This window comes from Pedobacter glucosidilyticus (assembly GCF_002483235.1).
In the GTDB taxonomy this organism is placed as follows: domain Bacteria; phylum Bacteroidota; class Bacteroidia; order Sphingobacteriales; family Sphingobacteriaceae; genus Pseudopedobacter; species Pseudopedobacter glucosidilyticum_B.
On record NZ_DLHN01000009.1, the window covers coordinates 61,555 to 86,540 of the forward strand.

The window sequence follows — 24,986 nt, forward strand, 5'->3', positions numbered from 1 at the left end:
GATATAAACTGTATGTTGTATGGAGCAAAAGGAAAAAGATATTGATAGAAATTCAACATCAGATTTTGAAAAAGCAGAGTTGGATTTACTAAGGAATGCGTTAAAAAAGTCTTATACTGAAAGATTCTTCGTCATGACCTCTTTAATGAAGTTAGATAGTATGTTTAGAAATGCTAAGATTTCTCATCAAGTCTATTTCAAAGCTGATAAAGTTTCCTAAAACCATACAGTTTGAGTAGATAAATGCTAGTAAACTATCGCCCTAAAATTATAATTACAAACATTTATAAAGAGATAGCGTTTTAAAAATAAAATCTTTAACTTGATTTAAAGATTTTTACATTACAACTATTCGCTCATGCTGAAACTGTTAAATGCTGTTCAAATAAGAGAGGCAGATAAATATACCATAGAAAACGAGCCTATCAGCTCATTAGACTTAATGGAAAGAGCTGCTCAAGCTTTTCTAAAAGTTTTTACAGAGCGCTTTACCGATAAGAAAATCAATCTAGCTGTGTTTTGTGGAAAAGGTAATAATGGTGGCGATGGTTTAGCCATAGCCAGGATGTTACTGAATGAAAATTACACTTCTGTACAGGTTTGGATAGCAGATTTTACCGAGAAATCGAGTCCAGATTTTAAATATAATTTAGAGAGTTTACAACAGCTGGATGCTCAAATATTTTATTTAACACAGGCGGCAGAATTAGAAATACAAGCTACCGATGTAGTTATTGATGCTTTGTTTGGGATTGGATTAAATGGTCCTTTAACAGATGAATATGCTAAATTGGTAAAAAAAATCAATCAATTTCCTGGATTTAAAGTGAGTGTTGATATTCCATCTGGCTTACCTGCAGAAGGACAAGTACTTGGCGATGCTATTTTTAAATCAGATTGGGTCATTACCTTTCAAAGACCCAAACTTAACTTTTTATTGCCACCATCAAGTCCTTATGTTAAAGAATGGAAGGTGGTAAATATTGGATTGGATGAAAATTTTATCGAAAGTACCTCATCTCCTTATTATTGGTTTTGGAAAAAAGACGTTCAGAAATTTATCAAACCCAGACAAGCCTTTGAACATAAAGGTTTACTGGGTAGCGCACTTATTATTGCCGGTGAGGATGAAACTATGGGTGCAGCTTTATTATGTGCCGAAGCTTGTCATAAAGCAGGTACAGGTTTAACTACAGCCTTGATACCTAAAAGTGGTTTAGCCGCTCTAAATGCTCGCGTTCCAGAGGTTATGTATGGTAACAGAAGTAAGCTTGCAGAGTTAAACTGGGAAAAATATAATGTTATAGGTATTGGTCCGGGTTTAGGTACATCTGCCGAAGCTGAAGAACTTTTGATACAAACCCTCCAGAATTTTAAAAAACCTATAATTCTGGATGCTGATGCTTTAAATATCTTAGCTAATAGGCCAGAATTATGGAAAAATATACCCCTAAACTCTGTTATTACGCCACACATGAAAGAATTTGATAGGTTGTTTAAAATACATCAAAATTGGTGGGATAGAATTGCAACGGCTTTTGAAGAAGCTGTAAACAAAAAAATATTTATCGTGTTAAAAAACAGGTATACGATGATATTTAGCCCACAAGGGATGTGCTATTTTAACTCCTCAGGCTCGCCCGCTATGGCCAGTGGGGGCATGGGTGATGTTTTAACTGGGATAATAACTAGTATGATAGCACAAGGCTACTCCGTAGATAAAGCCGTATTATTAGCTGTTTTTACTCATGGTTATGCTGGCGAACAGTTAGCTCAAAATATGTATGTTGTACCAGCAACCAGCTTAATCAAGAAGATACCCACTGTTTTAAGAGAATTGATGTAATATAAAATATGTTTCAGCAAGCCGATACAGATTTATTTTTAAAAATTGAGTTAGACCAAGTTATTCCAGATATATTAAAACGATTAGATGATGCTACCAGATCTTCTAAGGCCGCTTTCCATGAAGGATATATTGCTACCATCAACGAAAATTCACCTGAAATAAGAACGGTTGTTTTACGAAGAGTTCTTTTGGATGAGGAAGCCTTGATTTTTCATACAGATATGCGCTCGCCTAAGGTGCATCAAATCAGACAAAATCCTTACCTAAGTTGGCTATTTTATGATGCTGCTTTAAGAATTCAGGTTAGATTTAAAGCTATAGCAGAAATTCACCATCAAAATGAACTCACACAGAAGCAGTGGGAGGCCTCAAGATTAGAAAGTAGGAAATGCTATTTAGTGGAGCCTGCTCCTTCTACGCAAATTCAAAAAGTTTGGGAAGGTATTCCCGATATCGCACATCAAGATTTAACAGAACAGCTGGTAAGCAATGGTTATGATAATTTTGCTGTTATTAAAACAAGACTTATTACTTGTGATTGGCTCTTTTTAAATAGAAGAGGTCATAAAAGAGCTATTTTTAGTAAAAATATAGTAGGAAATACTTGGGAAGGTAAATGGGTGCAACCTTAAATAGCGCCCATTACCATCATTTTTTCTAAGGTTGGATTTACACTACCACCTTTAGGTTCTAAAGTAACGGCAAAAGCTTGAGCTTTATCTATCGCTTTCATTTTCTTCATGACAGCTTCTGGGTTAACTCCATCAAAAACACCTAAATCAACAGGCTTGCCATCCACCAATGCCCATAATTGATATTGATGATTTTCATCATGAGCAGGCATAGACATATTTTTCATATCTATCATAACCTTTTGTTCCTTTGGATTAAAGGCTACCAACATTTTAGATTCTGGAGAATTTGCAGTACCCTTTAGTTCTACCAGTTTAAAATCAGGATTGGTATAAATGCTTAATATTTCATTAGTGCTTTCTACCTTTTTATCCAGATAATTTACTTGGTTGGCATAATCCTGATTACTGCTTTGTAGCACAGCTAATTGCTCTTTAGATTCTTGCAAATTATTATAAAGCACAAATAAAGCAGCTATACTCATGATAAGGAGTGTAAAACAAGCCGCAAAAGAATACTTATAAAAGTTAAGTTTAGAACTGTTTAAAGGAATAACTTTAGCATTGTTATGACTAGAAAAAGTTTGCTGCTTATTATTTAAGTTAACATTAGAAATAGAAGTATTGGTATCTTCTTCGTTAAAAGTTAGTTTACTTAAGAAATTGTCTCTTAAACCTTCAGAAGGCTCAATAGCATAAGAATCTGCCAACTCTCCTAACGTTTTCTCTATTTCGGCAAGCTCAGCTTTAACCTCTGGGTAAAGCGTAGCCATCTCCTCAACCTTAAGTTTTTCCTCAGGTGAAAGATCTCCTAGAACATAAAGTTCTAGAATGCCAGATTCCATGTATGTTTTAATATCTTCCAATTATTTAAAATATTTTCTAAGTTCCATAATACCCATTCTAAGTCGGGTTTTAACGGTACCCAAAGGAATTTCTAGTTCATCTGAAACTTCTACGTGAGTATATCCCTGGAAGTAAACTAATTCAACAATCTTTTTTTGTTCGGGCTTAAGTTTCTCTACCAAATCTTTTACACCTAATAGCTCGGGCTTATATGTTGTATTCCTTTGCTCGTCTATAGCATTTACGTGGTTTTCAATATCTTGGTTTTTAGAATGATTTCTAAAATCTTTAGATCTTAGTTTATCAATAGCCAAATTCCTAGCAACATTTACCATCCATGTAAATAATCGACCTTTGGTGGCATCGTATTGGTGAATAGAATTCCAGATTTTTACCAACGTTTCCTGTAAAACATCTTCTGCAATTTCTCTATCAGCAACTATTTTAAATATAACACCAAGCAAAGAGGCGGAGTACATATCGTACAAAGCTTCTGCACCTATTGCCTTGTGTTGCTGTAGGGCTTCAATCAGTGCTGGTTCTTCCAGCGTTATTTTTTTAGTCTTAATCAATTTACCTAAGGTAGCGATGAATTTTTACAAATCAAACAAGTGTTTTTCTGCATGGTAAGACGATCTTACCAATGGTCCACTTTCAACATATTTAAAACCCATCTCCATACCAATTTGTTTGTATTTTAGGAATTGATCTGGATGAATCCAATCTACAACCGGATGATGATTTTTGGTAGGCTGTAAATACTGCCCTATAGTAACTACATGTACACCATGAGCTTTTAAATCACTCAATGTCTCAATTACATCTGCCTCTTTCTCGCCTAAACCAAGCATAATACCCGATTTAGTTCTTAAACCGAAATCAGAAATGCGTTTTAAGCACTCCATACTACGGTCATATTTGGCTTGTATTCTTACCTCTTTGGTTAATCTTCTAACCGTTTCTATATTGTGAGAAATAATTTCTGGTTTTTCTTCGCAAACTCTGTAAAGATTATCCCAAACTCCTTTAAAATCTGGAATTAAGGTTTCCATGGTGGTTTGCGGACTTTCTCTTCTGATAGCCTTAATGGTTTCTGCCCAAATGATAGAACCTCCGTCTTTTAAATCATCTCTATCAACAGAAGTGATAACAGCATGCTTAACGTTCATCAACTTGATAGAGTTGGCTACGCGGTTTGGCTCATCTGTATCCACAGCTAAAGGCCTGCCAGTTGCAACCGCACAAAAAGAACATGAACGGGTACAAATATTGCCTAAAATCATAAAAGTAGCAGTACCAGCACCCCAACACTCGCCCATGTTAGGGCAATTACCACTTTCGCAAATGGTGTGTAGTTTATGCTCGTCTACCAAGCTTCTCACATGAGCATACTCTTTTCCAACAGGAAGCTTCACTCTTAACCAGTCTGGTTTTCGTTGTACTTGGTTTGCAGGTATCACCGGTAACTCTATCATGGTTACAAAAATACATATAGTTTAATTAAAAGTTGTGTTGTTGTTCTGTAATTTATTTAAACAAATGGTGCTTTTCTTGTAAAATAATCAAAGTAAAAAGTAGTATTATTGTTTTAAAGAGTCCAATTGCTCTTATGTTTAAACGATATTGAATTTTAGATATGGCAACTTCAAAAATTATTTATAGTGGTTCATTAAGAACTACATCAACACATGTACAATCAGGCAAAGAAATTATTACAGATGCACCTATAGATAATAAAGGTAAAGGAGAGGCTTTTTCTCCAACAGATTTGCTGGCTACTTCTTTTGGTAATTGTATGATGACGATTATGGGAATAGCAGCAAGTACACATGGTATTGATTTAACAGGCTTGAGCGCCGAGGTTACCAAAGTAATGGCAGCCGAGCCTAGAAGAGTTTCAGAAATTCATGTGAATTTCGATTTCCCTTTAAAAAATCAATACTCAGATAAAGATAAAAAGATATTAGAACATGCAGCTTTAACTTGCCCAGTGCGTTATAGCCTACATCCTGATATCAAAAGAGAAGTAAAATTTAATTGGTAGATGGTTGGTTAGGTGGTAGTTTGTTAGGTTGTTGGTTGGTTAGGCGGTTAGGTCAGTGCGACGAGGAACGAAGAAGCAATCTTTTTAATATTGATTGATTTTTGAATGAGTGAAGGATTGATTTTTTAATTAGCAAAGGTTGTTGGTTGATTAGTTTATCTTTTTACTTTTCTAGGTTATTAAGCCTAAATATCGGTTAAGTCTGATATTTAGGCTTTTTTTACTTTCAACTCTGTACTTTCAACTTCCCCACTTTATTTCTCAATTCTGTTCTCCCATCTTTGCAGCATATCGGGCCCCCATTCTAAAACACCTGCTTTTTGTTCCCATTTTTGATGTTCTTGTATAAGCAGTGCAACTACTTTTGGGTGTTTTAAACGTACATCCGTAAGTTCAGTAGGGTCTTTCTTGAGGTTAAAGAGCTGCCACTCTTTGGTATTTTGTTTTACCAATTTCCAGTTTTTATACCTTACAGCTTTATTTCCTTCATGTTCCCAAAAGATATATCTTTCATGCTTATCTTTCTTTTGAAATAAAGCAGGTATTAAAGATTTTCCTTCTAATGCTAAAATCTGATTATTTTTATAAGTTTTTGGATATTGGGCATTTGCCAGCTCAACAATGGTAGGCATAATATCCATAATATGACCATTGTACGGAGATAAAGTATTAGCTTTGATTGTTTTTGGATGATAAGCTATAAAAGGACTGGTTATACCACCTTCTTCAAGATATGATTTATATAACCTAAAAGGAGTATTTGATAGGTTGGCCCAAGGTTTTTCATAAGATTGCCAACTTAAACTATCTCCGGCAGCATATTTACTGGTGTTAATTTTAAAAATCCGATCTAACAATACCCTATCTTCTGCACAAGCGCCATTATCTGATAAGAAAAAAATATAAGTATTTTCAAGCTGATTTTCTTGTTTTAAAGTCTTGATAATTTCTCCAATTCCTTTATCCATCCTATCTATCATGGCAGCATAAACAGCCATCCTATGTGTCCAATCTTTTTTTTCTGTTTCATTTACACTTTCCCATGAAGGTATTTCAGCATCTCTTTCTGGAAGCTTCGTTTTAGGCGAAATGATATGCTGCTTTATCATCTTATGGTACCTTGCTAGGCGTAAAGTATCCCAGCCTTTTAAATAGGTAGTTTCGTATTTTTTAATGTCTTCTAGCAAAGCATGTAAAGGCCAATGTGGTGCTGCATGAGCAACATATAAGAAGAATGGTTTATTAGCCTTGGTATTTTCTTTAATAAAGTTACTTGCATATTCGTTTATAGCATCTGTAAGATAATAATTTTCTCCACTTGGGTAGATGCGTTGGCTATCAATAGCAAAGGAAGACTCGTACCAACTCCCATAAGCTTTGGTACCAAAATAATTACTTACACCATTGATTAAGGAAAACGAACGATTAAAACCACGGTCTACAGGCCACTGTCCTCTGGCATTTCCGATATGCCATTTTCCGCTCATATAAGTATTATAGCCTGCATCTTTTAAAACTTCAGCTATGGTAACAGATTGATGGTTTAAATATCCTTGATAAGCAGGTATTTTTAAATCAATATCCATTTGTCCTATACCTGCTTGGTGTGGATACAATCCGGTCATTAATGAGGCTCTGGAAGGGCAACACCGGGCATTATTGTAGAACTTATTAAATTTCATTCCATTTTTGGCCAGCCAATCTAAATGAGGAGTTTGTATTTCTGAGCCATAAGCTCCTAAATCACTAAAACCCATATCATCAGCCATGATTACTATGATATTGGGTTTTTGGGCTAAAATTTTAGATGTTAATGCTACATTCAAAAAGAAAATCAAGCTCAATTTGAGCTTGATTTTAAACTTCATTATATTCATATTAAGGATTTATAATTATTTTTTGCTGATGTATTTGAACACCATCTTTGCTAATGGTTAAAACGTAAGTACCAGCTGCTAATGATGACACAGTAATATAATCGCTATTTCGGATCTTATTTTTCAGTACGATTTGTCCGGCCATATTGGTAATTTTAACCTCATGTACTTTAACAGCATCGGCTAAGTTTATAAAAATACTATCTTTTGCAGGATTAGGGCTTACCACTATAGTTGTGGTCTTTAATTTGATGCTTGTAATCTTTGAATAAGAGCTTTTCTCATCAAAATCAACTTGTTTTAATCTGTAATAGACTACATCACCAAGTACGTTACCTTTGTTAAGGTTAACATCGGTATAAGTATAGTTGTTAACAATATTACTATTTCCTGCGCCACTTATTCTTGCAACATCTTCAAAAGTTTTACCATCATAAGAACGTTGAATGATAAAGTGGCTGTTGTTTGCCTCGCTAGAAGTTTTCCAGTTGAGTACGGCTTCATTATTTAAAGATAGTTTTGCGGAGAATGAGGTTAGAGATACAGGTAAGGTAATCAAAGCGGTAATATCTCTTTTCCATCCGCCATTACCTTGAGTAGAAGTGTAAAGCCAGATATTCTCGTCTGTACTGTTTTTGGTGATACGCATTCTTCTAATTCTAGGGAAATGTATATCATCAGAAAAATCACTCCAAGTTACCGCCGTAGAAGTATTATCAGGAATGGTACCCATGAAAACACCAAATCCTTTATTATAACCAAAGGTATGCCAGCCTATAAATAATTTATCTTGATAACCTACCATATCGCCTGGATTCAAATCAGTTGTAGAGGCGTTATGCCAATTAAGAACCCTTAAACTTTCTACTGTAGCCTCAGACATGATAATATTCCAGTTGGTACCTCCATCTTTTGAGATAGCAATAGAAACACCTGTAGGCGCACCGGCAACAACATTTTCTAAATGCCCCTTTAGTGCCATATAGGTTACGCCATTGAAATCCCAAACTGTTACCTCTGGACTGTTAAAAAGTACCGGGGATGGGATACCTACGGTCAATTGCGTTGTCCAATTCCAGTTAGCGTCTATTTTTTCACCACGATAAAGCGCTCCCGGTGCCGTAGCATAAATTACATTTGAGTTATTAGGGTCTACATTAAGTGAAATAATTGAAGCAACATCAATAGCAGCTTGTGCTGGTCCGGTGGCTAAGGGCGCAGCAGTGATATCTATAATGGGTACAGTGGTAGCAGCAGTGGTACCATGCCCTCCTCCCACAACAGCATTACCTGTATAAAAAGCTTCAATATCATTGATGAGCATTACCCCGCCACCAATATTTCCGGTTGTACGGAATAAACCTAAATAAACTCTTTCGGTATTATTAGGGTCTACGGCAATATCTCTGATGGTGGCATTTGGTAATCCAGCTCTTGAGCTAGTTCCACCAGCTACATGTGCCCAAACATCCGTATTGGATGAGTTTACCAAACGTTTAGCAAACAAAGACCCTCCTGTACCTGCACCACCAAAAGCATTTGGTTGTCCATGTGCCACCACAACAGGTGTTTTGCCAGTTCCAATATTAGCAATTTCTACAGCCTCGGTTTGTGTTGTTGTTGGTTTACTGCGTGTAGCCCAAGAGATACCGCCATCCCAGCTTTCTAAAATGCCGTTATCTGCCTGGCCCTGTATGCTATAGTTATTATATCCGGTACCGTCATAATTAACGGTACAAGCTGTGCCTAAGGTTTCATAAGTTTCACTGTTAGTACCGGCATTAGAAATGGTTCTGGTGTACCTGTTTTGCCAAGCATTATTATATGGGAAGCCCGGGGTAGCTGTATTGGCATAATAATAGTTTTGTAATCCTGTAGCCCATATCCCTCTCTCGGCCCATGTGCTAGGGGTGTAATTAAAAGCCTGTACGCCAGGTATAAAATCTTCCCATCCAGGCTCATACGTAAATGCAGCTGTTGGTCCTGGGTTTACAGAACCTCTGGCATAAAACACCCTTAACCAATTATAAGAATTTAAAGTGCCACTGCTATAGTTAAAAGTTCCTTCATACAAACCTTGTCTGGCGTTTGAAGCTGTGCCGATAATAATTTTATGCTGAGTAGGGGTAGACCTTGGATCCATTTTAGGTGTCCACCAGGCGCCATTAAAAGCCGTTGTGGTAGCCCCTGTGGTAGCATTGGTTTGTCCCAAATTCCAACCATTAGTATCTAAAACCGTCCAACTACCAGAAGTTATGTTAGCAGTAGGACTTACATATAATTTTGTAGTGGTAGTAGTTTGGCTACCAGAATTATTAGGATTATCTACAGTTGCAAAACTGGCATAAATAAATTGTCCATCAGGACTAATACAAGCTCCATAGCAGTTAAAAGTACCTGTTGGCTGTGCTAGTTTAGTCCAATTTGTGCCGCTATTGGTAGATTTATAAAGCCCTGCTGCTGCACCCAAATAAAGTGTATTATTATCATTAGGATCAAAATCTAAAGAATAGGTATTTCTATAACCTGTTGCAGGCTCATATTCTAAAGAATCCCATGTTAAACCTTTGTCATTTGATCTAAAGATAAGTCTTCTGCCAGTAATCAATGAATTAGATTGTGCATTCTGAAAGCTTACTGGCACTTGATTCTTATATCTAAATCCAATGCCTGCAAATACCTGATTGACATTTGAAGGATTAACATAAGCTCTGGACAGCGGGTAGCCTGCCAGTGTTAAAGTATGCCAGTTATCCCCTTTATTATCAGAAATATGTAAGCCTCCGCAGCCTGCGGAGTAAATGCGGTTAGCATTACCGGGCTCAACGGTTATCCCAAAAGTCATGTTAAACCTCAGCTCGTAACCTATGTAAGTCCAAGATAAACCATTATTATCACTACGGTAACAGCCTTCCACATCTGATGAAAAATATACCGTACCATCAGTATTGGGGTCGGGGTCTAAACTTTGCACCTGCCCACCTGCACCGGGGTTCTGGTTAAGCCATTGTGCTTGTACCATTTGAGTTAATAGTAGGACGACAATGAGTAGTTTGAATTTAATCTTCATGAGTGTATTGTTTTAGGGTTTTTGAATGATGATTTATAAAATATATAGAGGGTCAAAAGCTAAGGTTAACTTCGGCAGATTATTTCCCAAGTTTGGTCTATAGAAATAAATAGTAATGATCGTTTAATCATAATTTAATTTTTAGATTTATTTATGGTCTTGTTTGAAGAGACCTTTAATTAATTGGTTAAATCAAAATTATGATTGTCATACATTCTCCTACTAGAACTGGTTATTAAAACACTCTCATTTGGCAAAATCTTAGTAGAATTATAAGACAAACTTTTGTAGGGAGAAGCTATGTATAAAAGCGAAATGATATTTTATGTACATATTTGATTCTAAATTGTGACAACCTTCTAAAGCTTAATTGCCTCATAAAGACACGGCATACAGTAAAAATACCCTGTTTTTTGAAAGTATGTTCGTTAATAATTAATCCGTTATCATATTTTTTTCTGATGTATTTGAATACCATCTTTGCTAAATCAATTCTTGGATTATCTCCATAGTTTAGATCCGTAAATAATTTTAATTTCTTTTCGATTTTTCATAAAATCATTATATAAATTAGGGTCATCTAGATTTAGTTTAGTGCCATCACAGTAATACTGATGTTGATTTCTAGAGCTAAATTCTGAGCCTTGAATCTCAATGATTTGTTGTTCATTATATTCATATAAAACAATACCATTCATTTCTGGGCCACCTATAAGAGACTTAAACTCCTTATTTAACCAGCTTAAGTTATTTAGAGGATTTTCGATACCACAAATACCTTTATTTTCTGTAGATTTTTCACAGGCTTGGATAGGTAAAATGAAAGAATAGGCTAAAATTATCATGTTAAGTTTAATGGCTTTCATAATTTTGTAGGATATACTGAGTATTTAAATTCTGCATGATGAACAGGTAATACTTTTTTTCATATTATATAATTTAAGGGTTAAAATTTTCTGCGAAACTAAGTTGTTGCTTATTGCTGCCATCAGCATTCATCAACCATAACCTGCCGTTTACTGCTCTTGAGTCTGTAAAAACTATTTTACTTCCATCAGGGCTCCAGTCACTGGTATAGCCACCTGTTTGGGTTAATTGCTTTTGGTTGCTTCCATCTGCATTCATTGTCCAGATTTGGGGTGCACTATTTACAGGTTGAGAGGTATAACTTATTTTATTATTCACAGAGTATTTAGGGTAATTATCTAATGCAGAATTATTTGTTAATCTTTTGGAATTACTTCCATCAGCCTCTATTGAAAAAATTTCGGAGTAATAATTCCCTACTATATATCTTGTATGATAAATTTTATTGTCTACGCCCCAGTAAGGCTTTCGGATTTCTCCGTTTAGAAGATCATAGGCTATGCGGATTTTTGTATAGTCTAATAATGAAACTTTCCATAGAAAATTCCAATTATTAGGATTCTCAATATTTGAATCATAAGCAATCCATTTACCATCCGGACTCCAAGCCGGAAAAAAATTACGGCCTTCATTAGTTATTCTGATAAGGCTATCGCCATTTAGCTTTTTCTTCCATATTTGTTCACCTTGCGAAAAAGCTATCCATTGCCCATCCGGAGACCAGGTTGGTGTTTCTGCACCTAATCCCGAGTGCCATAAACGGCTTTCTTTGCCGTCTGGTGTAATAAGCCAGATGCCATTTTTAGCAATTTCTTTATCTATGTGGTAATAAGCAATGTATTTTCCGTCTGGGCTCCATGCGGGCTGGTAGTCTATCAAACCGAAATCAAAGTTTTTACAAAAGCCTGGGCAAGGTTCTTCTGCATTGCTATTCTTGGTTTTTTTACAGGATAGGGTTGTAATACCAACTATTAAAAAAACAATTATCAGGTATTTGTTTTTCATGAGGTTTGAGGTTTATAATCTCTGACTTTATTTAAAAGCCTAACAATTCACTGGTTAAATCAAAATTATGATTGATGTCTGTTCTCCTACCATTACTCACCTTTAAAACACTATGATTTCGCAAAACACAAGTAGAATAATCTTTCAAGGTAAGCAAGCCTTAGAACTTTTATAAGCGTTAATGCGAGCCTCTATTTTAATATCTGCTAAATTCTATCAGTTATGAAGTATTTCTTTAAACTATATCGGCAAACTTTTAAACTTAGTTGTCAAGTTTCGTTTTTTTTAACATTTAAGGCGCATTTTTTGAAATAAATTTATTATTAGTTAACAACATAGAAATAGGATATACTTATTACTCGTGTTTTACAAATCCAAAGTTGATTGTTGAGTAAGCGAACTGATAATAATTTACTATCCAATAATTTTAGTTAACCATTTAATAATCAAAATCAAATGAAAATGAAAAAATTTACTTTATTGATTTACCTGTCTTTAGTGGCCGGAATTTTAAAGGCCCAAAATTGGGAGAACCTCAATCCTGGAGGTGGGGGTCAAATTCAAGGTATAACCTGTGATCCAAACATGCCGGGCAGGATGTTTTTAAACAGCGATGTTGAAGGAAGTTATAGAAGTGATGACTACGGTCTGTCTTGGACTTATACCGGGAAAGATTTGATACACCACATGTCTTTTATTACAGCCGTAGAACCCGGAAACAGCAATAGGGTTTATACAGGCGGTATTTATGGCTTACATTATTCTGATAATGGTGGGCTAAACTGGACAGTACCCAATTGGCCAATGAAAGGTTTTGCTGTAGCAACTTTAGTAGTAGATCCCTCTAATGCTAATAACATTTATGCAGGTAATAGCTGGTACATCAAAGACACACAAATTGGAAATCAAAAAGTACCAACAGAAGCTACTACAGGTACACGTAATATTTGGTTAACAAAAGATAAAGGTGCTACTTGGCAAACCATTAATTACGAGCCTGTGGATGGTTATAAGCAATGCTATACCATTACTATAGATCCAACCAATAATAATAGGCTTTATTTAGGCGCACATTCTGGTTTATATCGAAGTGTAAACGGAGGAACATCTTTTACTAAAATTTCTTTCCCATCAGGAATGGCAAGTTGCCGTGGCTTCGATATTACCCCTGATGGAAAATTTGCTTATGCGGTTTTTAGTATGGATGAAACCGTAACACCTGCACAACCTAGTGTTTATGTTGCAGAAGTTAATAATGCTTCGGATACTTGGTCTTGGACCTTAATAGCTTCCCCCTCATCTCCTAATGGTTTATATTACGGAACAGGTGTAAACACTTATTATTGGAAACCTATAGTTGACCCTAGAAGCACTGCAAGTCAGCATAAAATAATTATAGGTTGTATGAGTAGTAATGCTAACAGCTCTCAAGGTTTATTTGAATTTACCGGAACTGTAGCGGGTAGTAATGTTACTGGAGCCTGGGCTATGGTCTTTGGACAATCTGGCACCAATACTTTTAATTTTGATATGGGCTGGAATGATATAGCTCCACAAGTTAGACAATACACTTATACACCAACAACTTGGCCTGATCGTAAAGTGCTTTTAGCCAGTCAGCAGTCTTTATACTATGGCGATCCTGCCCTGCCTAACAATACCCTAGGTAAATATCAAGTTTTAAGTACGCAGTTTATTGGAACTTTTGGCAGTTACAGAACTTATAAAACAAGAGGCTTTCAATCAACCGTAAATTTTGATGGTTCTGGATATAAAAATTATGTAGTTCAGGCTATGGCCGATAACAGAGTGTTAGAAAGCTGGGATAGTGGAAATTCTTGGACACAAGAGAGTCGGCCAGGCGGAGGGCAAAATGGAGATTATGTAGAGATTATCCCAGCCAATGGGAGTAATCCAGCATTAGTTATTACAGCAGCAGGTGGTGGTTTTGGAGGTGTAAATGATGCTGCTGATGCTTCTCATTGGGGCAAATATTTATCAGACCCTGCATCTCCTAATGATACTTGGGTAAATTTAGAAGCAGGTACAAGCGGAGTAATTAGTAATACAGCCAATACCAGAGCTTATGGAGCAGCTTATAACCCACAAGACTTTAAAAATGTAGTTATTGCTACGCAAGATGGTTTAATGGAGACTACCGATATTTATGCCAGAATGGCTAATACTGGCGGGGCATTCTCTTTTATAGGCCCTCCACAAGGTACCATTTTTAAAAACGGAGACGTTTTCTTTGACCCTGATAATGGTAATGTTTTATATGCCCATACTGCAAATACCATTTATAAATTAACACGTACAGCAATTGGTCAGCCTTGGACAACCACCACCCTAACACAAGGAGCAACCAGTATGCAAGCCGGTAATTTTTATTATTGGAAAAATAATGGAACAAGCTATATGATATATTCTAATAATTCTACAGGAGGCTTGGGTCCAAGATTATTTATGTCTGTTAATGAAGGGGCATTTACCGAAATCTTAAATAGAACAGGCGTTTTGGCTGTAAATGTTGAGCCTTGGCTATCTACATGGACTAATGGAACAACCATGCATATTACTTTTAGTGGTGCTGCAGGGTTTGAAAACCAAATTTTCTTAGGTTCGCAAGTAGAAGACGGTAAACATGGTTATTGTATTCTTAAAGGTACCATAGGAACAAATAATACCGTGACATGGGAGAACTGGAGCGGCACTTTTGGTACACCAGAATTTATGGAAGTTGCCCGTTTATGGGATGGAAAAATAGTAACCCAACCTAAAGCAGATAATACACCTGCTACTTATTATTACGCAGCAACTAGAGGTGCTGGTTTGTGGAGAAGAGAAATCATTAATACTGTACCGGTGCGTTTTTCATCATTCAATCTCGAGAACTCAAATCAAGGTGTAAATTTATTATGGCAAACTTCTTCTGAAGCAAATAGTAGCCATTTTGAAATAGAAAGAGCTGGAGCAGATGGTAATTTTGTTAAAATAGGTACTGTATCTGCAAGTGGAAACTCAAACAGAATCATTAATTATCAATATCTGGATGCTAACCCTTTACAAGGAGTAAATTATTACCGACTTAAACAAATTGATTTAGATGCAGCATTCTTGTACAGTGAAATTAAAAGTATAACAGCTGGTATTGCAAAAGAAAACCTTATCGTTTATCCTAATCCTGTAGAAGATAGATTAAATGTTAAGATAGCATTAGAGCAAGGTATAAGTGCCGTAAAGATTAATAATTTAGAAGGTAAGCGAGTTTTTTCTAAACAAATAAATTTATCTAATGGGTCCATATTCAATGCTGATGTCTCTTTCTTAAAGCCAGGCATTTACTTTATAGAGATTAAAGAAATGAATGGAGAAGTAAAATTCATAAAATTTATAAAGAAGTAAGATAATTGCTTATTCATATTAGAAAGCCTTGGTAATTTATTTTCGCCAAGGCTTTTTTTATTAAAAACTTGGATGGAATATATCATGCTAAGAGATAAGAAATGAAACCAACAAAGAGTGTTCTTGCCATAAATTAGGTACTATTATCAACTCTTATATTTAAAGTTAGTAGTTGTTCTTTGTAAATCCGTAGTATCTAACCTCATGGTTTATATACCTTGATTTCAACTAATTATAAACAATTATGAAAAAATTATTATCCTCTTTGATGATGGTTTCCAATCTTGTTTTTGTATCACAAGCACAAGAATGGGAGAACCTAAACCCTGGTGGCGGAGGCCAAATACAGGGTATTACGCTCGATCCGAATACTCCAGGTCGAATGTTTTTGAATAGTGATGTAGAAGGAAATTATCGCAGTAATGATTATGGACTTTCTTGGACCTACACTGGCAAAGATCTCATCCATCACATGTCTTTTGTAACGGCCGTAGAACCTGGCAATAGTAATAGGGTTTACTGTGGTGGTATTTACGGTTTAAGTTTATCTACTAATGGTGGTTTAAATTGGTCTATTCCTAATTGGCCAATGAAAGGTTCAGCAGTAGCAACTTTAGTAGTTGACCCAAGTAATGCCAACAATATTTATGTTGGTAACAGTTGGTATATCAAAGATACTCAGATTGGTAACCAGAAAGTTCCTGTTGAGTCTACCACTGGCACACGTAATATTTGGATTACTAAAGATAAAGGTAATACATGGCAAACCATCAATTACGAACCTGTGAATGGTTACAAGCAATGTTATACCATAACTATAGATCCAACTAATAACAGTAGGGTTTATTTAGGAGCGCATTCTGGTTTATATAAAAGTACTAACGGTGGCACATCCTTTTCAAAAATTTCTTTTCCCTCAGGCATGGCAAGTTGCCGTGGTTTTGATATTACACCAAATGGCCAATTTGCTTATGCTGTTTTTACTACCGATGAAACAGTATTACCCGCACAAACAAATGTTTATGTTGCACAAGTTAACAATAGCTCAAATACCTGGGCTTGGTCTTTAATTGCCTCTCCAGCATCTTCTAATGGCTTATATTACGCTTCAGGAGTGAGTACATACTATTGGAAACCTATGGTAGATCCTCGCAGTACAGCTACACAGCACAAAGTAATTTTAGGATGTATGAGTAGTAATGCGAATAGTTCACAAGGATTATTTGAATATACAGGAGCAGTAAGCAGTAATAGTGTATCAGGAAGCTGGGCAATGGTTTTTGGACAAAGTGGTACAAATTCTTTTAACTACGATATGGGTTGGAATGCTATAGCGCCTCAGGTAAGACAATACGCTTATACGCCAACTAGTTGGCCTAGCCGTAAGGTTTTAATTGCCAGCCAGCAATCCTTATATTTTGGAGATCCTGCTTTGGCAAATAATACCTTAAATAAATATCAAGTACTAAGTACCGAATATATTGGTACATCAGGCAGTTACAGAACATATAAAACCAGAGGTTTTCAATCTACTGTAAATTTTGATGGAACTGGTTATAGAAATTATGTAGCGCAAGGTATGGCTGATAACAGAATTTTAGAGAGCTGGGATAGTGGTAATAGTTGGACGCAAGAAAGCAGACCTAACGGTGGTCAAAATTGTGATTATGTAGATATAATTCCTGCCAATGGGAGTAATCCAGCATTGGTTATTACTGCCGCTGGAGGTGGGTTTGGAGGTGTAAATGATGCAGCAGATGCATCTCACTGGGGTAAATATCTATCAAATCCGGCTTCTCCTAATGATGCTTGGGTAAGTTTAGAAACAGGTATAAGCGGACTTCCAACAGCTAATAGCCGTACTTATGGCTCAACCTACAATCCTCAGGATTTTAAAAATGTGATTATTGCCACCCAAAATGGACTTTATGAAACCAAAGATATTTATGCTCGGATGGCAGGAACTGGTGGAGCCTTTACAGCAATAGGTCCTGTCGCAGTTTCTTTTAAAAGTGGTGATGTTTGGTTTTCATCAAATGGAAACGTTTTATTTGCCTGTACAAATAATACCTTATATAAAGCAACAAGAAGTACGATAACTGGTTCTTGGTCTTTTAATACCGTCACAACTTCTCCTGCAATTACAGGTAATTTTACCTATTGGGTAGATGGTAGTACCACGTATATGTCTTACTCAAACGGAGAAAATGTGTATTTATCTGTTAATGAAGGACCATTTAGCTTAATCTTAAACAGGTCACAAACATTAGCTATAAATACAGAACCTTGGTTAGGAACTTGGACTAATGGTGATGTAATGGATTTAACTTTTAGTGGTATAGCAGGTTATAAAAAGCAAATAGTTTTAGGTTCACATGTTGAAGATGGAAAGCATGGCTATTGTATGTTAAGGGGGACAATCAATGCTAATAACACAGTAACCTGGGAAAATTGGAGTGGTACATTTGGAACACCCAATTTTATGGAAGTTGCCCGGTTGTGGGATGGAAAAATAGTAGTACAGCCTAAAGCAGATAATACAACAGGAATTTATTATTACGCTGCAACCCGCGGAGCAGGATTGTGGAGAAGAGAGCTTCCTACAACTACATCTAGTAATGTTGCCCCAACAGTTTCTATTACATCCCCAAGTAATGGTACTACATTTACACAAGGGGCTACTATCAATTTACAAGCTAATGCTTCAGATAGTGATGGTAATATCACTAAAGTGGAGTTTTTTAATGGTGCAACAAAATTAGGGGAAGATTTATCTACTCCTTATACCTTTAGCTGGACTAATATTACTTCAGGCAATTATTCCATAACTGCAAAAGCTACCGATAATAGTGGTGCTACAACAACTTCATCAGCTATAAATATTACAGTTAATGCAGCATATAGGTATTTACGGTTAACTGGATTATCCACCGTTTCCAATGATGTTACAATTCAGGACATAACATGGCTAGTAGGTGTTAATACTTATCCTAATCCAAAACTCAGCACTGATAATGGAACTATTACAGCTAATGTTGGTACTACACCTTGGAGGGCTTTTGATACCAGCTTAACTTCCGGTTGGGTGGTATTACAAAGCTTTCCAGCAATCATCACCGTTGATTTGGGTTCTGGAGTTGCAGTAGCACCAACAGGTATTCAAATAGATGCTAATTCTGCTAATCGTGGTTTCGGATCATTTGAATGTTATGGATCTAATGATAATACAACATGGACTTTACTTTACGCTGTCTCAGGATTAACTTCTGCTGACTATCCTAGTAGTGTGGGCGTATTTAATTTTGAATCAAATGGAATGATGAATAGCTTCCGGGATAAAAAATTAATACTTGAGTCGAATTCATCAGACTTAAGCCTTTATCCTAATCCTACTTCCGGACTAATAAGAATCAACTTAGCTAATCATGAAGTTGCAAAAGTTAAGGTTTACAATTTAGTTGGTAAATTAATTTACCAAGGTGAAACAAATCTTATTGATTTATCTAAAGAAGCTGACGGAATTTATTTATTTCAAGTAGAATATGATGATATCATTAAAAATTTCAAAATAATTTTAAAACATTAAATCACCATAAGGAGGATGTCTCGGAAAGCTATGTTTGCCATCTTGAAAGCTTAATATTGGCCTTGCTGGAAATTAAAGAAGAATAATAACAAGACTTTGCTTTACCAGAAACAAATTGCGATAAGAGACATCCTCATTTTTCTTCTATTAAATCTGGAAAGATCTTAATATATATTAAATATTCAGTCGCTATAATACAGCTCAACTATTCTAAATAATCCTCAAATGAAGTAAAAGTTCTGTGTTTGAAAACAGTGTAAAGTGCTGATGGTAACTAAAAGCTATTGTAAAGCCAGAACAGTATTAACCAAATAACTGTAAAGCTTTTTCAGGACAAGACAGGGGTCTTCTCCCAGACATATTCGGGAGTTCTTCGGGAAAACACCCCTATTTCCCGAACAAGTCTCGAAGAGGTCTCGAACAAGTCTGCAAAAAGACTGGCAAAAGCCAGCAAATGGCGGCAACTGACGGCAAAATCCGGCAAAATAGAACTTGTGTATTGACTTTAATTTTTCCAAATCGCATCTTTAGCAGGTGGAAATTTAAATCATCCTCCATGTGGTAAATATAGGTGTGAAGGAGCAACAAATGCTTCTTTCAATACCTTAACAGGTTTAATATGCTTTAGAAATTTAAAAAAGATTCTTAAATCATCACTTTGTGTAAGGCTATAAGCAGAGTAGTCGAAGTAGAATACCCTGCTTCGACTCTGCTTGACGTGATAAATACCATCTCGAAGACAGTATTTTTTTCTGGAAAATCACCTATTTATAATAAACCTCATTCCATCTCAATTCATTTTTGAATTGATATAAGTTGGTGTCTTTTCCTATTAAAACAAACTCAACATCAGCAATTTCTGCAAAACTTTGGATATGCTCTGCCGTTAAGTTTTGGCTGTAACAAGTATGGTGTGCGCCCCCAGCTAAAATCCATGCGGCACAACCTGTATACATATCTGGCTGTGGTTTCCATAAAACTCTTGCTACTGGTAATTTTGGTAAATCATGTTCTGGCGCAATAGCATCAACCTCGTTCACTAAAATCCTAAAACGGTTACCCATATCAACAACAGAAACGTTAATAGCAGGGCCTGCTGCCGAGTTAAACACCAAACGTACAGGATCTGCTTTACCACCAATCCCTAATGGATGAATCTCGCATTTTGGCTTAGCATCAGCAATAGAAGGGCAAATTTCTAACATATGTGAACCTAAAACCTGAGGATTAGCTGGATCAAAATGGTAGGTATAATCTTCCATAAAAGAATTACCGCCTTTTAAACCAGTACCCATCACCTTCATGGTGCGTACTAAAGCAGCTGTTTTCCAATCGCCCTCGCCGGCAAAACCAAAACCTTTTGCCATTAACCTTTGAGAAGCTATACCAGGCAATTGCTTCATGCCATGTAAATCTTCAAAAGTATCTGTAAAAGCAGTAAAACCACCATCAGTTAAAAAGCGTTCTAAACCTAACTCTATTTTAGCTGCATCTCTTAATGATTGATGTTGCGCACCACCTTTCAGTAAGCTCTCCATCAACTGGTAGCTATCACCATATTCTTGAATAAGCTTATCTACTTCTGCATCAGAAACGGTATCAATAACTTTTACCAAATCACCAATACCATAACCGTTTACTTGGTAGCCAAATTTAATTTCTGCCTCAACTTTATCGCCATCAGTAACCGCTACATAACGCATATTATCACCAAAACGGGCAACTTTGGTTTGGTTAGAGTCTTTCCAGGCAGCGGCAACACGAGCCCAATCGCCAATTTGAGCGATGACATTTTCATCTTCCCAATGGCCAACTACAACTTTACGGTTGATACGCATACGCGAAACCATGAAACCAAACTCTCTATCCCCATGGGCACTTTGATTAAGGTTCATGAAATCCATATCTATATTAGCCCAAGGAATATCACGATTGAACTGTGTATGTAAGTGTAGCATGGGTTTTTGCAATACTTTTAAACCACCAATCCACATTTTGGCCGGCGAGAAAGTATGCATCCAAGCAATAATACCAATACAATTATCGGTTACGTTTGCCTGTTGGCAGATGTTAAAAATCTCATCTGGAGATTTCACTGTAGGCTTAAAAACTACCCTTACCGGGATAGTAATTACTTTGTTTAATGATTCTGCAATAATTTGCGAATGCTGTGCTACTTGCTTTAGTGTTTCTTCGCCATATAAATCTTGGCTACCTGTAATAAACCAAAGCTCAAATTTTTTTAAATCTATCATTTTTGATGTTTTTGCCTCACCCTAAATCCCTCTCCTCCTAGGGAGTCCCGTTGGGACGAAGGAGAGGGACTTCCATGGCTTGTATATTATTTATAATTTGTTTAATAAATTCTATTGTCTAGTATCTAACTATTGCCCATAATAAGAGCCTTCGCCATGCTTACGGTCGTAATGTTTGTTAATTAAAGCGTCTTTTAATTTTGGCACTTGCGGATTAATTTGCTCTGTTAAATACGCCATACGAGCTATTTCTTCTAAAACAGCACTGTTATGCACAGCTTTATCAGCCGTTTTACCCCAAGTAAAAGGTGCGTGGTTTCCTACCAGAATCATCTCTACATCGCTATTACTTAAGCCTCTTTCTTTTAAGCAATTGATGATTTGGAAGCCTGTTTCATATTCGTAATTACCTTTAATCATTTCATCACTCATTGGCGGAGCACATGGAATATCGCAAGTGGTATAATCTGCATGGGTAGTACCATAAATTGGAATATCTCTTTGAGATTGCGCCCAAGCTGTGGCGTAAGTAGAATGCGTATGTACAACGCTATTGATATTATCCCAATGCTTGTATAAAACAGCATGTGTTTTAGTATCTGATGAAGGTCTTAAATCTCCGGCAACGGTATTCCCATCAAAATCTACAATCACCATTTGCTCTACCTTTAGTTTGGTATAATCTACCCCGCTAGGTTTAATCGCAAAAACACCTAAATCTCTATCTGCAACGCTTACATTTCCAAAAGTAAAAATCACCAGATTTAACTCGGGTAAACGCATATTAGCTAAATAAGCCTCTTCTTGTATTTTTCTATATTTATCCATTTTTATCGGTTTTCAGTTACCGGTTATGTAGTTTAGTTACCTTCTATAAAAGCTCCCATCGCTTTATATTTTTCGTATCGAGCTTGGTAAAGCGCAACATTTTCTTGATTAGGGAAATATTCATCGCTAAAACCATGTCCCATAGCTTCCATAGCATTTTCTACAGTTGGATAAAATCCAGCTACAGTTGCTGCAAACATTGCTGCACCTAAAGCACAAGTTTGGTCCGATTGATGGATTCTGATGGGCATATTCATCACATCAGCCATTACTTGCATAATGTAAGCCGATTTTTTAGCTACACCACCTAAACCAATTAAGCCTTTAACAGGGATGCCTTGCTCTATAAAACGATCTACAATTTTCTTTGCACCAAAGCAAGTAGCCTCTACCAAAGCTTTAAACATGGCAGGCGCATCAGTACCTAAATCTAAACCCCAGAAAGCTCCTTTTAATTCTTGATTAGCATCAGGTGTTCTTCTTCCGTTTAACCAATCTATCGCTAATTCATCTTTCACATCAAGCGGCAGGGCTGCAGCAGCCTTACTAAGTTTAATGATGATTTGCTCGTTATATTCTTCTCTTAACTTTTCTTTTTGCTCATCAGAAATGGTATTTGTATCAGCTAATATTTGCTCTAATGGCCATTTTAACATTTTTTGGAACCATGCATAAGCATCGCCAAAGGCAGACTGACCAGCTTCTAAACCACTCATGCCTGGGATGATAGAACCATTTACTTGTCCGCAAATACCTTTCACTAATTTACCAGTCATCTCAGCAGAAGGAGCTACCAACATATCGCAGGTAGAAGTTCCCATTACTTTACTTAAATGATAAGGCTCTATTTGCCCACCTACAGCACCCATGTGTGCATCAAAAGCTCCAATTCCGATTTTAACATCAGTACTCAAACCTAATTTTTGAGCCCACTCTGCACTAAGTGTACCAGCAGCTTCTGAAGCTGGTAAAACTTCTTGAGAAACTCTTTCTCTTAAACCTTTTAAAAGAGGATCTAAAGAGGTAAAGAATTCTTCTGGCGGAAAACCATTAAATTCTTCGGCCCAAAGTGCTTTGTGACCAGCCGCACAAACGCCTCTTTTTAATGCTGAGACATGTTGAGCACCAGTTAATAAAAACGGAATCCAATCGCAATGCTCTACCCAAGAAAAAGCAGTATTTTTTATGCTTTCATCAACCCTTAAGGTTCTTAATATTTTAGCCCAAAACCATTCTGAGGAGTAAATACCACCAACATATTTTAAGTAATTGGTATCAAATTTTTCTGCGTGTTTATTTATCTCAGCAGCTTCTTTTAATGCGGTATGGTCTTTCCAAAGGATAAACATCGCATTGGGGTTTTCTGCAAACTCTGGTGTTAAAGCCAAAGGCACACCCTGCTCATTAACTGCGACAGGCGTAGAGCCTGTAGTATCAATAGAAATTGCTTTTACTTGTTGTGCTATTTCAATACCCACTTGGCTAAGGCAAGATGTTATGGTATGTTCAAGACCTTCTACGTAATCTAGCGGGTGTTGCCTGAATTGGTTTTGAGCAGGATTACAATATAATCCTTTCTTCCATCTAGGATAATAAAAAACAGCTGTTGAACAAATAGTTCCGTTAGAGGCATCTACCAAAACAGAACGTACAGAATCTGTTCCATAATCTACCCCGATAACATATTTACCTTGACTCATCATTAAAGACTTTGTGATTTATAATTGAGTGTGCAAAATACAATTTATTTTATTAAGTGTAAAAATAACATTTATATATTTTTCTAAGCATTATTAACTTCTAAAAAGCAATTTTTTAAAAAAGATTTAGGTTTTGATAATTATCAGTAAAAGTTAAGATGTTACTATAAGTGTTAAAATCAGCAGGCTCGTGTAAGGTAGTAAGCACAACACTTTTCATATTGGCACTTTGTGCTGCTTCAACACCTTTTGGCGCATCTTCAAAAACTACGCAAGCGCTTGGCGATACCCCTAAAAGTTCTGCTCCTTTTAAAAAAGTTTCTGGATGTGGTTTACTTAAAGCAACATCATTGGCACTTACAATAACCGGGAAATATTCGCGGATATGTAGATTATCCAAAATAAAATCAATATTAAAAGGTATAGCCGCAGAGCCAATAGCCATTTTGATACCTTTTGATTTAGCTTTTTCTAAATAATCTCCCAAACCATCAATAAGTTTCATGTGTGCTTTATACTCGGCTTGGTAGCGTTGTTCTTTTTCCATAGAAAGCTTATTCATTTGCTCTTGAGTGAAATAGCCTTTACCAAAAACACGCTCTAGCAATTCCTGGTTTTTGCCGTACATCTGTAAAACGGTTTCTTCAAAAGTGATATCGGCTTTTAAATCGTTAGTTAAAATATCATACCATGCTCTGGCATGAAACTGCATATCATCTATAATGGTTCCGTTTAAATCAAATAAATAAGCCTGATACTCCATATCTCAAAAATTTTAAAAGGCTAATTTAAGCTTAAGGTTTAAATTAGAAGATATTGTTCTGTAAAATTGAAAGAATTAATTAGTTTTGCATCCCCCGAGAGGGAAAATAGGAGAGGTGTCTGAGTGGTCGAAAGAGCAAGCCTGGAAAGTTTGTATACTGGCAACGGTATCGTGGGTTCGAATCCCACCTTCTCCGCACAATTTTAAAAATTAGCCTTTAATGTAATGTTAGAGGCTTTTTTTATTGGAGTTTTAATTT

17 protein-coding genes and 1 tRNA gene are annotated in these 24,986 nt (G+C 36.3%); 7 read left to right on the forward strand and 11 right to left on the reverse strand.

From position 1 onward, the window contains the following. Window positions 1-19: 19 nt before the first annotated feature. From B2745_RS01975 to B2745_RS01985, 3 genes are all read left to right on the forward strand, one after another. Complete coding sequence (locus B2745_RS01975) at window positions 20-220, forward strand: hypothetical protein (protein ID WP_304062989.1); 201 nt, start codon at window positions 20-22, stop codon at window positions 218-220. Between the two features lie 138 nt (window positions 221-358). Further along, window positions 359-1,846, forward strand: coding sequence for an NAD(P)H-hydrate dehydratase (locus tag B2745_RS01980; protein WP_304062992.1), 1,488 nt, complete (start codon window positions 359-361; stop codon window positions 1,844-1,846). 8 nt (window positions 1,847-1,854) lie between these two features. Further along, window positions 1,855-2,481 carry a pyridoxamine 5'-phosphate oxidase family protein gene (locus tag B2745_RS01985; RefSeq protein ID WP_304062995.1) on the forward strand — a complete coding sequence of 209 codons (627 nt, stop codon included), beginning with the start codon at window positions 1,855-1,857 and terminating at the stop codon, window positions 2,479-2,481. Here the strand turns inward: B2745_RS01985 and B2745_RS01990 are convergent. Genes B2745_RS01990 through lipA form a run of 3 tightly spaced genes read right to left on the reverse strand, consistent with a single transcriptional unit; the run spans window position 2,478 to window position 4,802 of the window. Further along, window positions 2,478-3,326, reverse strand: coding sequence for an anti-sigma factor (locus B2745_RS01990; protein WP_304062999.1), 849 nt, complete (start codon window positions 3,324-3,326; stop codon window positions 2,478-2,480). The two genes, B2745_RS01985 and B2745_RS01990, sit on opposite strands and share 4 nt — an antisense overlap. A gap of 21 nt (window positions 3,327-3,347) precedes the next feature. Beyond that, entirely contained in the window at window positions 3,348-3,899 is a 552-nt protein-coding gene (locus tag B2745_RS01995; RefSeq protein WP_304063001.1) for an RNA polymerase sigma factor, read from the reverse strand. A gap of 24 nt (window positions 3,900-3,923) precedes the next feature. Then, on the reverse strand, window positions 3,924-4,802 hold the full coding sequence (gene lipA / locus B2745_RS02000; protein ID WP_304063004.1) for a lipoyl synthase: 879 nt from the start codon (window positions 4,800-4,802) through the stop codon (window positions 3,924-3,926). Between the two features lie 161 nt (window positions 4,803-4,963). On the opposite strand from lipA, the gene B2745_RS02005 reads away from it, so the two are divergent. Then, window positions 4,964-5,371, forward strand: coding sequence for an OsmC family protein (locus B2745_RS02005; protein ID WP_304063007.1), 408 nt, complete (start codon window positions 4,964-4,966; stop codon window positions 5,369-5,371). A 254-nt stretch (window positions 5,372-5,625) separates the two neighbouring features. Here the strand turns inward: B2745_RS02005 and B2745_RS02010 are convergent, their stop codons facing one another. The 4 genes from B2745_RS02010 to B2745_RS02025 all read right to left on the reverse strand — a co-directional run bounded on the left by B2745_RS02010 (window position 5,626) and on the right by B2745_RS02025 (window position 12,190). Continuing rightward, window positions 5,626-7,239, reverse strand: coding sequence for an arylsulfatase (locus tag B2745_RS02010; protein WP_304063009.1), 1,614 nt, complete (start codon window positions 7,237-7,239; stop codon window positions 5,626-5,628). A gap of 10 nt (window positions 7,240-7,249) precedes the next feature. Beyond that, window positions 7,250-10,318 (reverse strand): T9SS type A sorting domain-containing protein, encoded by a 3,069-nt coding sequence (locus B2745_RS02015; protein WP_304063012.1) that lies wholly within the window; start codon window positions 10,316-10,318, stop codon window positions 7,250-7,252. 500 nt (window positions 10,319-10,818) lie between these two features. Further along, on the reverse strand, window positions 10,819-11,184 hold the full coding sequence (locus tag B2745_RS02020) for a hypothetical protein (protein ID WP_304063015.1): 366 nt from the start codon (window positions 11,182-11,184) through the stop codon (window positions 10,819-10,821). A gap of 73 nt (window positions 11,185-11,257) precedes the next feature. Next, entirely contained in the window at window positions 11,258-12,190 is a 933-nt protein-coding gene (locus B2745_RS02025) for a TolB family protein (protein ID WP_304063018.1), read from the reverse strand. A gap of 462 nt (window positions 12,191-12,652) precedes the next feature. Here B2745_RS02025 and B2745_RS02030 point away from each other — a divergent pair, with 462 nt between their 5' ends. Beyond that, window positions 12,653-15,595, forward strand: coding sequence for a T9SS type A sorting domain-containing protein (locus B2745_RS02030; RefSeq protein ID WP_304063021.1), 2,943 nt, complete (start codon window positions 12,653-12,655; stop codon window positions 15,593-15,595). A gap of 244 nt (window positions 15,596-15,839) precedes the next feature. Then, on the forward strand, window positions 15,840-19,181 hold the full coding sequence (locus B2745_RS02035) for an Ig-like domain-containing protein (protein ID WP_304063023.1): 3,342 nt from the start codon (window positions 15,840-15,842) through the stop codon (window positions 19,179-19,181). A gap of 764 nt (window positions 19,182-19,945) precedes the next feature. Here B2745_RS02035 and araA read toward each other — a convergent pair. The 4 genes from araA to B2745_RS02055 all read right to left on the reverse strand — a co-directional run bounded on the left by araA (window position 19,946) and on the right by B2745_RS02055 (window position 24,727). Next, complete coding sequence (araA, locus tag B2745_RS02040; protein WP_304063026.1) at window positions 19,946-21,436, reverse strand: L-arabinose isomerase; 1,491 nt, start codon at window positions 21,434-21,436, stop codon at window positions 19,946-19,948. Window positions 21,437-21,565: 129 nt separating this feature from the next. Continuing rightward, on the reverse strand, window positions 21,566-22,264 hold the full coding sequence (locus B2745_RS02045; protein ID WP_304063030.1) for an L-ribulose-5-phosphate 4-epimerase: 699 nt from the start codon (window positions 22,262-22,264) through the stop codon (window positions 21,566-21,568). A 32-nt stretch (window positions 22,265-22,296) separates the two neighbouring features. Next, window positions 22,297-23,964 carry a ribulokinase gene (locus B2745_RS02050; protein ID WP_304063033.1) on the reverse strand — a complete coding sequence of 556 codons (1,668 nt, stop codon included), beginning with the start codon at window positions 23,962-23,964 and terminating at the stop codon, window positions 22,297-22,299. A 115-nt stretch (window positions 23,965-24,079) separates the two neighbouring features. Beyond that, window positions 24,080-24,727: an HAD family hydrolase gene (locus tag B2745_RS02055; RefSeq protein ID WP_304063036.1), complete on the reverse strand. Its 648-nt coding sequence runs from the start codon at window positions 24,725-24,727 to the stop codon at window positions 24,080-24,082. A 109-nt stretch (window positions 24,728-24,836) separates the two neighbouring features. Between B2745_RS02055 and B2745_RS02060 the strand changes: the two genes are divergently transcribed. Then, a tRNA-Ser gene (locus B2745_RS02060) sits at window positions 24,837-24,923 on the forward strand. The last annotated feature ends 63 nt before the right edge of the window (window positions 24,924-24,986 follow it).

What these genes read in the sequence shown, in the direction of transcription:
- B2745_RS02045 (WP_304063030.1), bottom strand. Translation starts at nt 22,264, where the DNA reads ATGGATAAATATAGAAAAATACAAGAAGAGGCTTATTTAGCTAATATG.
- B2745_RS02015 (WP_304063012.1), bottom strand. Translation starts at nt 10,318, where the DNA reads ATGAAGATTAAATTCAAACTACTCATTGTCGTCCTACTATTAACTCAA.
- B2745_RS02030 (WP_304063021.1), top strand. Translation starts at nt 12,653, where the DNA reads ATGAAAAAATTTACTTTATTGATTTACCTGTCTTTAGTGGCCGGAATT.
- B2745_RS02055 (WP_304063036.1), bottom strand. Translation starts at nt 24,727, where the DNA reads ATGGAGTATCAGGCTTATTTATTTGATTTAAACGGAACCATTATAGAT.
- lipA (WP_304063004.1), bottom strand. Translation starts at nt 4,802, where the DNA reads ATGATAGAGTTACCGGTGATACCTGCAAACCAAGTACAACGAAAACCA.
- B2745_RS02035 (WP_304063023.1), top strand. Translation starts at nt 15,840, where the DNA reads ATGAAAAAATTATTATCCTCTTTGATGATGGTTTCCAATCTTGTTTTT.
- B2745_RS01985 (WP_304062995.1), top strand. Translation starts at nt 1,855, where the DNA reads ATGTTTCAGCAAGCCGATACAGATTTATTTTTAAAAATTGAGTTAGAC.
- B2745_RS01980 (WP_304062992.1), top strand. Translation starts at nt 359, where the DNA reads ATGCTGAAACTGTTAAATGCTGTTCAAATAAGAGAGGCAGATAAATAT.
- B2745_RS02005 (WP_304063007.1), top strand. Translation starts at nt 4,964, where the DNA reads ATGGCAACTTCAAAAATTATTTATAGTGGTTCATTAAGAACTACATCA.
- B2745_RS02025 (WP_304063018.1), bottom strand. Translation starts at nt 12,190, where the DNA reads ATGAAAAACAAATACCTGATAATTGTTTTTTTAATAGTTGGTATTACA.
- araA (WP_304063026.1), bottom strand. Translation starts at nt 21,436, where the DNA reads ATGATAGATTTAAAAAAATTTGAGCTTTGGTTTATTACAGGTAGCCAA.
- B2745_RS02050 (WP_304063033.1), bottom strand. Translation starts at nt 23,964, where the DNA reads ATGAGTCAAGGTAAATATGTTATCGGGGTAGATTATGGAACAGATTCT.
- B2745_RS02010 (WP_304063009.1), bottom strand. Translation starts at nt 7,239, where the DNA reads ATGAAGTTTAAAATCAAGCTCAAATTGAGCTTGATTTTCTTTTTGAAT.
- B2745_RS01990 (WP_304062999.1), bottom strand. Translation starts at nt 3,326, where the DNA reads ATGGAATCTGGCATTCTAGAACTTTATGTTCTAGGAGATCTTTCACCT.
- B2745_RS02020 (WP_304063015.1), bottom strand. Translation starts at nt 11,184, where the DNA reads ATGAAAGCCATTAAACTTAACATGATAATTTTAGCCTATTCTTTCATT.
- B2745_RS01975 (WP_304062989.1), top strand. Translation starts at nt 20, where the DNA reads ATGGAGCAAAAGGAAAAAGATATTGATAGAAATTCAACATCAGATTTT.